This is a genomic window from Verrucomicrobiia bacterium (assembly GCA_035946615.1).
In the GTDB taxonomy this organism is placed as follows: domain Bacteria; phylum Verrucomicrobiota; class Verrucomicrobiia; order Limisphaerales; family UBA8199; genus DASYZB01.
This window is the reverse complement of the sequence record DASYZB010000135.1, coordinates 1-10,958: the sequence shown is the minus strand read 5'-3', so window position 1 is coordinate 10,958 and position 10,958 is coordinate 1. Positions and strand designations below refer to the sequence as shown.

Genomic DNA, 10,958 nt, shown 5'->3' with positions numbered 1-10,958 from the left:
CCGGTAGAAATCACTCGCTGCGGCACAGGAAAACCCCTCGCCGGTTGCCATAACCTCAGCTGAACTGACTTTTGAGTCGGCTTGTGCGTCGCAAAAGACGGATGCACTGCTGTCGTCTTTCCTTACGTGCGGATTTGGGCCACATCCACCAGCTTGACGCCTTCAATTTCTTTCGTAATATTGAGCGAACCCTCTTGATTCTGAAACCTCAATTCGCCCGCCGATGTCCCGCATCGTGCGCGCCACGACTCCGGGCGTTCGTTCGATAAACTCCAGCCCCTTTTTAGGGCCCAGCACGGCGACGACTTTGGTCAGGCTATCCGATATAATGCCCTGCGGGGCGATGACATTGACCACGCTGTGGTCCGTCAACCCGATCCCGGTATGCGGATCGACGATGTGCGAATAGCGTTTCCCATTGATCTCCAACCGCTGGTACAGGTCGCCGGAGGTCGAGATAGCGCAGTTCTTCAATAACAGGAATCGGGCCGGAGGCGCGTTGGTGTCATCGACCGACGACAACTCGATGCGCCAGCCCGTCTTGCCCGGAGGCGGTTCGCTCACGCCCATATCGCCGCCGGCCTCGATCAGCGCTTGGCGAATCCCTTGCTCGCGCAACGCCTTTAAGGCCTGGTCCACTGCATAGCCCTTGGCAATCCCTCCCAGGTCCAGCCGCATGTTGGGCGCCAGCAGTTCCACCGTATGCCGCTCCGGGTCGAGCCGGACATGTTTGTATCCTACCGCCTCGCCGGCCCGGGCCAGGCGCGCCGGGTCTGGCAGCTTGTGCTGCCGCCGCGCCCTGCGCCATAAATTCACGTACGGCCCGACCGTCACATCGAATGCGCCCCCGCTCCGCTCAGCCAGGGCTTGCGCCCGCTCCAGCACAAACCATAAGTCATCACTCACATGCACCGCCTGCCCCTGGCCCGAGCTGTGCGAGAGCTTGCTCAACTCGCTGTCCGGGTCGTAATCGCTCATGATGTCGTTGAGTTGCTGGATTCGTTGGAAAGCCGCATCTGCGGCCCGCTCAGCGGTGGTCTGGTCTGCGGCGTGCAGCACCAGCCTGAATTCCATCGCCATCTCCAGACGCTTGAATTCATAGCGAGCGAGCGCTGCCGGCAGGCTTTCAGCGCCCAAGCAAGCCAAAGCGGCCCAAAGCAGGAGCCCGGCCCTAAAGGTTTGCATTGGCTTGGAACGTCTTGAACAACGATTCGACTTGCCGTCCATATTCAACGTAGTTGCGGCGCATGGCCTGCTCGGTCGAATTAGGGGAAGCGTTGGTGGCCGCCGACGGGTCATGAAAAACAACAACCATGTGCGGCTCGATAGACAGCGCCCCGTCGTAGCCTCGGGCCAGCGCGTCTTTTAGGATGTCAGCCACCCGGCCATGCCCTTCGCCGGGCCAGTTGTAATCAGCATCGTTCTCTGACGGGTTCCATGTGGCGTCCTTAATGTGAATGTGCGTCACGTGGTCGCGAATGTTCTCCCAGAATTCCCACGGGTCCTGTTTGGGCCAGGGCTTGGGTTTGGCGCGGTCGGGGTTGAAAATGGGATTGGCGGTATCAAAGACCCATTTCAAGCCGGGGCATTTATCGAGCAATTCGAGGGCATGCTGCCAGCTCATCCCGCCATAATTCATGCAATTCTCGTGCAGGGGCTGCAGCCCCGCATCCAGGAACATGTGGGTCACGTCCTTGACGCGTCGAAAAACCTCCGCGGGTATTTTGTATTCTTCATCACCAGGTTTGAAGCTCATGATACGAACAAACTTCGCCCCCAGCCGTTTCATGCGCGGGATGGCGCGTTTGACCTCGCCTAAAGTCAGATCCAAGGGGTCGTCGAGTTTCTTGGCCCAGTTCATGATGGTCGAGCCAAAGCAGTAAACCCCCACCCCGCTCTTTTCCAACTCCCGCACCGCCACATCAAAGGCGGGCTCCGGGATGTCATGGAAGTTCGCCTTGGGAAAGCCCCGCACTTCAACGCCCCGCATCTCCAGATAGCGCCAGCCGAGTTCTTGAGTGGCCTGGATTTGCCCTTCGAGGCTATTGGAGGCTTCATCGCCGATTCCTGTAAAGATCATATATTATTGAATTAGCGCTTAAATGATTTGGCAAAGTCTTCGTTCGAAACCTCGACTACCTTCTTTTCCACCCGCGAATCCGCGATGAGCTGGTTGAGGGTCTTTTCATAGGCGGCGCCGTCCATCGGCAGCTCGATGGTGCGGCCCACAAGCGATGAATAAAGCATGACGTTGGCCAACTCTACCGAATGGATTCCCTCGGCGCCCGGGGCAATGAGCGGTTCCCCATCGAGGATGGCGTTGACAAAATTCTGCATCAGGGTGCCATGGGGATTCGCGGCGTTATCAAAAGGAATCTCAACATTCCATACGTCCGGCTTTGCAAAACCTAATTTGGCGGATTTGCTGAACTGAATCATATCCGCCTCATTGCGGGTAAAGAGCAGCTTGTCGCGTTCGAGCACGAGCCGGCCCCGGGTGCCCGCGATTTCGAAGCGGTTTGCGCCCGGGGCTTCGCCTGTCGAGGAAACAAATGTCCCGGTAGCGCCGTTGGCATATTCGAGATAGGCGCTGACGTTGTCTTCGACCTCGATGTCATGAAACCGCCCAAGCTGGCAAAACCCACGCACGCGCGCGGGCATCCCGAGAAGCCATTGCATGACATCCAGATTGTGAAGGCACTGATTCAGCAGCACCCCGCCGCCTTCGCCTTTCCACGTGGCGCGCCACCCCCCACTGGCATAATAGGCCTCCGTCCGAAACCAATCGGTCATGATCCAGCTCATGCGGACGATCTGGCCAAGCTCGCCGCCCTGGACCAATTGGTGGATTTTGATGTAACGCGGCTCCGCCCGGAGTTGGAACATGCCGGCAAAAATCAGATGCGGTTGCTGGCGATGCGCGGCAATCAACCGCTCGGCATCCGCTTTGTGCGCCGAAATAGGCTTCTCGACCATCACGTGCAAACCCTGTTTGAGGGCAGCAATCCCGAGGGTCGTGTGCTGGTAATGCGGCGTGGCGATAATCACCGCATCGACCAAACCCGAGGCGATCAGGTCCTCCCCCTGAACGAAGGTGGCCAGCGGTTTGTAGCGGCCCAGTTTGGCAGGAACCGCGTCGGAGACGGCAACGAGTTCGGCGCGATTAATTTTGCCTGCGCCCAGATACGTCGAGTGATGCTGGCCGATGTTGCCCAATCCAATGATTCCTAAACGCACTTTGGTCATGGACAGGAATCTAATGGGGCGGTGAAGAAATCGGAAACGAAAAATCAGGCCGCTCTGGCGGTGCCCCAGGGCCAATGACAATATAGGTCGGATCCAAACCTTTGTAGGAGACGACGTAAGGAGTCTCTGATCAAGATTGTCAGATTGGCCGCCTTTGGTTCACCCGGAGGTTGCTGATCAGAGACTCCTTACGTCGTCTCCTACACTCAGGAATGGCGGCTCGTTGCTTCGACTCGGTCATTAGGCCCGGGTGGTGTCCAAAGCCTGCGACCTCCTTAGCGTGGGGCATGGGGGTCACTCTCGAACGACACAACCACTGCGTCCACTGATGTCTGTGTTTTCAAGCTTGCGGGAATTTTCCAGTGTGCGGACCTGACGAAAGAATGCTAAGTGTGCATTATGAAGAAACCGTTTCAAGGCATGAACCCCGGGTTGGAGCCGGAGCAATTAGCCTGGGGTCGAGACATTCCGGCCAAGACCAACCTTTAATCCGCAAATGCCTGCCACCAAACCCTCTCCCTTAATTGGCGAATACCTCATTGAACGGCTGTATGCTTATGGTGTCCGCCACGTCTTTGGCATCCCGGGCGATTACGTGCTGGGCTTTTACGACCTGCTTTCCAAGAGCAAGCTGCGCATTATTAATACCTGCGACGAACAGGGCGCCGGCTTTGCCGCGGATGCCTACGCGCGCGTGCGCGGCTTGAGCGCTGTTTGCGTCACCTACTGCGTTGGCGGTCTGAAAGTGGCCAACACCACTGCCGAGGCTTTTGCTGAAAAGTCGCCGGTAGTTATTATCAGCGGCGCCCCAGGGATGCAGGAGCGCAAGAAAAACCCCCTGCTTCATCATAAGGTCCGCGAGTTCGATACCCAAAAGAAGGTCTTCGAGCAACTCACCATCGCCTCGGCCGTTCTGAGCGATCCCCAAACTGCCTTCCAGGAAATCGATCGCGTCCTGCACGCGGCCTTGCGCTTCAAGCGCCCGGTTTATCTCGAATTGCCGCGCGATATGGTGTTTATTCCAGGCATCCCCCACTACCGCACCCCCGAGATTCACGAACGGAGCAATCAACGCTCACTCCAGGCGGCGCTGGTTGAGGCGCGTCAGATGATCCAGTCAGCCCGCAAACCGGCCATTCTTGCCGACGTCGAGGTGCATCGGTTTGGGCTGCAGGACGAGGTTCTGGATTTGGTCGAGCGTACCCGAATCCCCATTGCCGCAACGGTCCTGGGCAAATCGGTCATTGGCGAACAGCACCCGCTTTACATGGGCATTTATGAGGGGGCCATGGGCCGCGAGGATGTGCGCCAATACGTTGAGTCGAGCGACTGCCTGATCATGCTGGGCGCCTTCCTGACCGACATTAATCTCGGCATCTATACCGCCCATTTGGACCCCGCCCGTTGCATCTCCGCCACAAGCGAGAAGTTGTCGATCCGATATCACTCCTATGAGGAGGTGCGGTTCAAAGATTTCCTCAATGGCCTGCGCCGCTTGCGTATGCCGCGGAGGCCTTTGGCGAAAATCCCCCGCCCTGCGGCTCTGACAGAGCCTCACGCCCGCGCCGGCTATTCTGCGGACGGGGAACCCGCCCGTCGTGCCTCGGGGGCATCGCCGCTCAAGGTTAAGGCACTCTTTGAACGCCTGAACCGCTTTCTCTCGAAGAATACCGTCGTCATTGCCGATGTCGGCGACGCCTTGTTCGGCGCGGCAGAGCTTTTCATCCGGGAACGCACAGAGTTCCTGGCGCCGGCCTATTACACTTCGATGGGGTTTGCCGTGCCTGCCTGTATCGGCGCGCAAATGGCCAACCCGAAACTCAGGCCGCTGGTCCTGGTCGGCGACGGCGCTTTTCAAATGACGGGCATGGAATTGGCCAGTGTTGCCCGGTACGGGCTCAACCCGGTGGTCGTGGTTTTGAACAACGGCGGTTACGGCACCGAACGCCACATGCAGGACGGACCCTACAACGATGTCTGGCCGTGGCAATACTGGCGGCTGCCGGAAATCCTCGGGGCCGGACGCGGCTTCCAGGTTCAGACCGAGCAAGAACTCGAACAGGCCCTCACCGAGGCTCGCGCCTGGACAAAGGGTTTTTGTATATTGGATGTGCGTCTGGCGCCTCTGGACCGTTCGCCGGCCCTGGACCGCCTGGCCTCGCGGCTGGCGCGGCAGTTGTGCAGACCGTAACCCCGGGTTTTTAACCGCGAATGAACGCCAAGGGACGCCGGATTAGAATTCGCGTTCATTAGCGTGCATTCGCGGTTAGCAAGTAGGGGCTGCTCCAGGTTTGACGTTCCCCCACTTTTGCCTTGGCAACAGCCCGCCTTTTCCCACTTTTATCCCGTGATTCATCCGACGGCTATCATCCACCCTAAAGCCAAACTGGACCCTACCGTGTACGTCGCCCCATTCGTGGTCATTGACGAAGGCGTCGAAATCGGCCCCCACTGCCGGGTCGGCCCCCATGTCTATTTAACCGGTCTGACCTCCATCGGTGAGCACAACCAGTTCTTTGCCGGCTGCGTCATCGGCGAGGCTCCCCAGGACTTAAAATACCAGGGCGCCCCCACCCGCCTCTCCATCGGCAGCCACAATGTCTTTCGCGAACATGTCACCGTCCATCGTTCAAGCAAACCGGGTGAACAAACCCTTGTCGGCTCGCACAACTTTCTCATGGCCCATTGCCATGTTGGCCACAACGTCTCTGTCGGCAACAACGTTATCATTGCCAATGGCGCCCTGTTCGGCGGTTATGCCAGTGTCGCTGACGCCGCCTTCATCTCCGGCAACTGCCTGGTCCACCAATTCGTCCGGGTCGGCGCGCTGGCCTTGATGCAGGGCGGTTCTGCCATTAGCAAAGACCTTCCCCCATTCACCGTCGCGCGCGGCGACAACGCCATCTGCGGCCTGAACACCGTCGGCCTGCGCCGCGGCGGCCTGGGCCCGGCGGAGCGGCTGGAACTCAAAGAGCTTTATCACCTCCTCTTTCGCAAGGGCCTGGCCCTGCATTCCGCCCTCGCTGACGTGCAAGGCAAATTCACCAGCGCCCCCGCCAGGACCATGCTCGAATTCCTCACCGCTTCCAAACGCGGCGTCTGCTCCGAAGTCAGCCGCCATCGGTCAGCAGCCGCAGACCCGGATTAGAGCGCAATTTACTTCCCGTAACCGGGCAGCGCTTTTCCATCCTCCCCGAGCTTGCCGCAGGCCCAGAGGACGCCACGTGTAACCAGGTCGAGGTACCTCGGGTCTTCGACCGTCTGGTTGTTGTGGCCAATCGTGGTGCTGAAAACACGTGTCTTCCCTTGATAGAGATTGGTCCAAACCACAACGAAATCATTTTTGCCTTGCTTGCCTCGAGCCAAGGGATTAGCGCCATCAAACACCTTCACGTTGTTGTAGAGTTCCTCGTGTATCGTCGTCCAATCTTTCATCCCTTTCGTGATAGGATTGTCCGGGTCCATGAAACGGATGGCAATCGGCAGTTGCGCGCCGTGACCGCTGGACTGTAGGCCCAGATATTCAAACCAAAACCCATGCGGTGTGTCGGGCGTCACCGGGTCGTTGGGATTGCCGATGCGATAGCAGTGCATGGCGCAGTGGAGGTTCACCCCCGGGATACCGTCACGATGCGGTTTGAGGACCGCCTCGACGATAGCCGGATCATTCACATCGGCAGCGCATTCGTCATGAATCACGACGTCGTAGCCCCTCGCGTAGTCGGGGTTGCCGTAAATGGGCAGTTTCGGGTGCGTGCTGTCATCATCGACGAAGATGATGTCCACCTGCGCATTGGCCCGCTCCTCGATCCCCTTTTTCAAGATATCTTTCTGCTTCGCGTAATCGTGACAACAACCGCCGGCAATGAGCAATACCTTCAGCGGTTTGGGCTCTTCAGCCGCTGACGCCGAACTGGTAATCAGGACGTGCGCCAAGGTGGCGCCCAGGAGCAAGATCGTTTTTCGAGACATAAGCGCGATTCAATGAATTCGAATCGACATTGGAACGTTCAGGAAGCCTTGTCCAGCCCGGATATAATCCATTGGCGATTCCACCGCTCCGTCATGCGAGACCCAACTCGACATGCTCCCCACGGCCCCGTTGCGAGCCACCTCGCGAAACCTCTCTTCACTTTTATCTTGTCAGGGAAGCCTATCGTACGAGTATTAAATCTATGCCGTTCCCGAAGTCCCTTATGCCAAATTCCTTTTCGCCATTTACGACTTTCGCACTCAGCGCGGCTCTGCTGGGCCTGCCTTATTCACCCTGCCACGCCCAAACTTCTCCTCCAACTCCGGTCACCCACGACGCAAGGCCGCCGAACATCGTCTTTGTCCTTACCGACGACATGGGTTACAGCGATCTGAATTGTTACGGGGGAAACTTCGCGCCCACGCCCAATATCGACAGGCTCGCCAAGGAGGGGGTGCGCTTCACTCATTTCTACGATAATGCCCCTATTTGCTCGCCCTCTCGAGCCGCCTTCATTACGGGCATGTTTCCCGCGCGCTGGAATTTCACCACGTACCTCGACACTCGGGCCAAAAATCGCGACTGTGAGCAGACCGATTTTCTTCCCACCCAGGCCCCGGCGCTGGCCCGCGTCCTGAAAGCCGCCGGCTTTGCCACCGCGCATTTCGGCAAGTGGCATCTGGGCGGTGGCCGTGATGTCACCAATGCGCCTCCTTTCAGCGCTTACGGTTATGACGAGCATATCGGGACTTATGAAAGCCCTGAACCCGACCCCAACATCACCGCCACCGACTGGATTTGGTCGCCCAAGGACCTGGTCAAACGCTGGGACCGCACCCGCTATTTTGTCAATCACGCGCTGGATTTTCTCCGCCGCCACAAAGACCGTCCCTGCTATGTCGAGATTTGGCCTGACGACGTCCATACTCCCTGGGTTCCCAACCTCCAGCGCGAGGCCGAAGCCCCGCATTCTCAACAGGAGCGGGATTTCTCCGGCGTCCTTGCCGAATACGATTTCCAGATGGGCCGTCTTTTCGACGGTTTGAAAGCGCTCGGTCTCGATCAAAACACGATTGTTGTTTTTACCAGCGATAACGGCCCCCTTCCTTCTTTCGATCACGCGCGCACTGGCGGCCTGCGCGGCAGCAAGCTCAGCCTTTATGAAGGCGGCATCCGGGTCCCCTTCATTGTCCGCTGGCCCGGTCACACTATGCCGGGCCGGGTCGATGAGCGGACCGTTTTGGAAGCCGTCGATCTTTTCCCGACCCTTTGCGCCATCGCTCACGCCCCCTTGCCCGCCGGGGCCGCCTTTGATGGCCAGGACATGACCGAGGCGCTCCTTAACGAGCCCATCGCCCATACCAAAACCATTTTCTGGGAGTATGGCCGCAAATCGAAGTTCTTTAATTACCCTTTTCATCCCTTCGACCGCAGTCCCCACATCGCCGTTCGGGAAGGCAAATGGAAGCTCCTTGTCAATGATGACGGCTCAGCAACCGAGCTTTACAATATGGAAACCGATTCCAACGAGACGACCAATCTCTCCCACGAACAGCAGGACATCGCGCAACGGCTGCGTGCTGCGGCACTCGCCTGGCGTCAGGCCCTGCCCAAGCTTCCCCCTGCCGGTATTAATTCGACCGCCCGTGCCGGCGGGTTCCAATTCGACGGCAAAATCTCGCGGCAAGTCCTCGAGAACTATCTGTCGCGGTCCATCTGCATCGAGGGCCTCTTGAACGGGCGCGGCCCCTTGAACGATGACATCCGGATGATCACCAATTGCGGGGCCAAATACGTCGCGCGCGCCTTGTGCCTCTGGGGCGCAGAGAACGATTTCCTGGCCAATATCAAACGCGCAAAAGAAGAGGCGCCCCTGGTGTTGGCCGCAGACCCCGAGATCGTCTTGGAAGGCTGCGTTTTCGAGACCGTTGGGCCGCGAGTCAGCCAAATCGCCATTCCTGATTGGGTTTTCAAAGACCTTGGACAGCCGGTCGAGCAACGGAACTTTCGCTACGAAGACATGATCTATCCGCCCGGCCAGCGCCGCTCGATGGGCAGGGGCCAGGTGCCTGACGAAAGCCGCATGGAAACTCAGCTTTGGTTTTATTACCAGGCGGCGTCCTATATCGATGTGGGCTGCGAAGGCATCCATTTCGGGCAAGTGGAAATCATGAATCGGAACGACCATGGCAACACCAACTGGTCCCACTTGATCAGCCTCGTTCGCGATTACGCAGCCAAACACGCGCGCCGTCACATGGTCCTTTGCAACGGCCACGTTCCTACCGGTGGCTTGATGCACGACGGCAATCCCATCCTGGATTTCAACGCGTTCCCTTTGCGCATCAAGGAAACGCCCGAGAAACCCCAGCAAGCTATCCTGCAGGCCGGCTTTACCGATGCCATCTATGGCCGCAGCAAAGGCGGTAAAACCTTTAGCGGTTGGACCTGCGAGCACCTGCCCTATTTCGTCGAGTTCGATAATTACGGGCGCAGCCCCCATCCGGGCGAGCCCAACATGAAAGGCAACTTCCTCTGGGTTTGGGGTTATGACGAAATCACCTGGTTCGCCCTCCAAAGCAGGGAATACCGCGCCAAGTGGCTGCAGTACGCCTGGGATTGGGTGCAGAACACCGACACCAACGGCTGCCTCGAAATGCCCGGCGGTCGCACCGCCAGTGCGGCGGAACTCCACTGGTATTACGCCAACAACCCCAGCGATTCCGTCCCCGCCGGCCGCGGCGACGAGGCCGCCATCCACGCCGTTTGGGTGATTGATACCGCTAAGCTGAACAAATAGACCCCCAGCATCCAGAATCCCACGGAAACTTAATCGAAAAGTGCAGGTTGGAGCAGCGGCGTGTCAAACAACGTATCTATCGAGTCCGGCTTGCCCTGAAATGCCCGTCATCCATCGTAAAAACTTAAGGTGACGAACTCTTTAGACGATAGAAGCGGAAGGGAGCACCGAGACTGTTGGTATCTATCACCTGCACATCTAAACCAGTCCCGGAGACAACTGTGCCGGGTACATTCGTCCAAGAGTTTGCGCCAAGGTCGGATGACGATTCCACAGAGTATCGCTGACCGGAAAATGTCCGGAATTGAAGAACTGCGTTTCGCTCATCGAAGAAAATCTGATTAATCGTTAAGCCACCAATTATCGCAAGGGCTTGGTTGCCTCCAGCAGCGATTGCAACGACATTACTGCACCCGGTAGGAACATTTGTTTGGCCCACATTGAAATCGCCCCAGGCAATCAACGTTCCGTCTCGTTTTATCCCCAAGTTGAAACCGTAGTTTGCCCCGGTCATATCTCCGCCGGCCGCGATGGCTACCAGGTTACTCACCCCCGGGGGAACATAGGTGTCGCCCCAATACGCCACGGTTCCATCCTTCTTTAATGCTAAGCTGTGCTGCGGCCGCAGGCAATCGCCACCACATTGCTCAAACCGGCTGGCACGTTCGTCTGGCTGGATGAATTGGCTCCCCACGCTACCACTGTGCCGTCGTTTCTGAGCGCAACACTATGGTAGCTACCCGCGGCGATTGATACTACGTTGCTTAACCCTGGCGGAATATTCGTTTGCCCCAGCACGTTAGGGCACGTCAATAAATAACATTTACAACTAGTGAGGGCGAATAACATAGTTCCATTCGCCGTGGAAGCGTGAGGGTGTAATGTTAATCCTAGCCATCTCCTCATCGGTAACCTTCCGCCCGGGACTGTAGGTGCGAC

General features: G+C 57.9%; 8 protein-coding genes. 3 read left to right on the top strand and 5 right to left on the bottom strand.

All coding sequences use genetic code 11. The features are described from left to right. Positions 1-162: 162 nt before the first annotated feature. From VG146_19665 to VG146_19655, 3 genes are read right to left on the bottom strand one after another with little or no spacing between them, the layout of a single operon-like run. Complete coding sequence (locus VG146_19665; protein HEV2394575.1) at positions 163-1,185, bottom strand: FAD:protein FMN transferase; 1,023 nt, start codon at positions 1,183-1,185, stop codon at positions 163-165. After that, on the bottom strand, positions 1,172-2,080 hold the full coding sequence (locus VG146_19660) for a TIM barrel protein (GenBank protein HEV2394574.1): 909 nt from the start codon (positions 2,078-2,080) through the stop codon (positions 1,172-1,174). Before VG146_19660 ends, VG146_19665 begins: the two co-directional genes overlap by 14 nt. 11 nt (positions 2,081-2,091) lie before the next feature. Next, complete coding sequence (locus VG146_19655; protein ID HEV2394573.1) at positions 2,092-3,246, bottom strand: Gfo/Idh/MocA family oxidoreductase; 1,155 nt, start codon at positions 3,244-3,246, stop codon at positions 2,092-2,094. Positions 3,247-3,742: 496 nt separating this feature from the next. On the opposite strand from VG146_19655, the gene VG146_19650 reads away from it, so the two are divergent. Together VG146_19650 and lpxA are read left to right on the top strand one after the other, a co-directional pair. Next, positions 3,743-5,437 (top strand): thiamine pyrophosphate-dependent enzyme, encoded by a 1,695-nt coding sequence (locus tag VG146_19650; GenBank protein HEV2394572.1) that lies wholly within the window; start codon positions 3,743-3,745, stop codon positions 5,435-5,437. Positions 5,438-5,554: 117 nt separating this feature from the next. Next, complete coding sequence (gene lpxA / locus VG146_19645) at positions 5,555-6,394, top strand: acyl-ACP--UDP-N-acetylglucosamine O-acyltransferase (GenBank protein ID HEV2394571.1); 840 nt, start codon at positions 5,555-5,557, stop codon at positions 6,392-6,394. 8 nt (positions 6,395-6,402) lie between these two features. On the opposite strand, the gene VG146_19640 is transcribed toward lpxA, so the two are convergent. Continuing rightward, positions 6,403-7,218 carry a ThuA domain-containing protein gene (locus VG146_19640; protein ID HEV2394570.1) on the bottom strand — a complete coding sequence of 272 codons (816 nt, stop codon included), beginning with the start codon at positions 7,216-7,218 and terminating at the stop codon, positions 6,403-6,405. Between the two features lie 224 nt (positions 7,219-7,442). On the opposite strand from VG146_19640, the gene VG146_19635 reads away from it, so the two are divergent. Beyond that, a complete protein-coding gene (locus VG146_19635; protein ID HEV2394569.1) occupies positions 7,443-10,019 on the top strand; it encodes a sulfatase-like hydrolase/transferase in 2,577 nt (858 codons plus the stop codon). A gap of 829 nt (positions 10,020-10,848) precedes the next feature. Here VG146_19635 and VG146_19630 read toward each other — a convergent pair. Further along, positions 10,849-10,958 (bottom strand): hypothetical protein (locus VG146_19630; GenBank protein HEV2394568.1); only part of this gene is annotated, 110 nt, incomplete at its 5' end.

What these genes read in the sequence shown, in the direction of transcription:
- VG146_19665 (HEV2394575.1), bottom strand. Translation starts at nt 1,185, where the DNA reads ATGCAAACCTTTAGGGCCGGGCTCCTGCTTTGGGCCGCTTTGGCTTGC.
- VG146_19660 (HEV2394574.1), bottom strand. Translation starts at nt 2,080, where the DNA reads ATGATCTTTACAGGAATCGGCGATGAAGCCTCCAATAGCCTCGAAGGG.
- VG146_19655 (HEV2394573.1), bottom strand. Translation starts at nt 3,246, where the DNA reads ATGACCAAAGTGCGTTTAGGAATCATTGGATTGGGCAACATCGGCCAG.
- VG146_19650 (HEV2394572.1), top strand. Translation starts at nt 3,743, where the DNA reads ATGCCTGCCACCAAACCCTCTCCCTTAATTGGCGAATACCTCATTGAA.
- VG146_19640 (HEV2394570.1), bottom strand. Translation starts at nt 7,218, where the DNA reads ATGTCTCGAAAAACGATCTTGCTCCTGGGCGCCACCTTGGCGCACGTC.
- VG146_19635 (HEV2394569.1), top strand. Translation starts at nt 7,443, where the DNA reads ATGCCAAATTCCTTTTCGCCATTTACGACTTTCGCACTCAGCGCGGCT.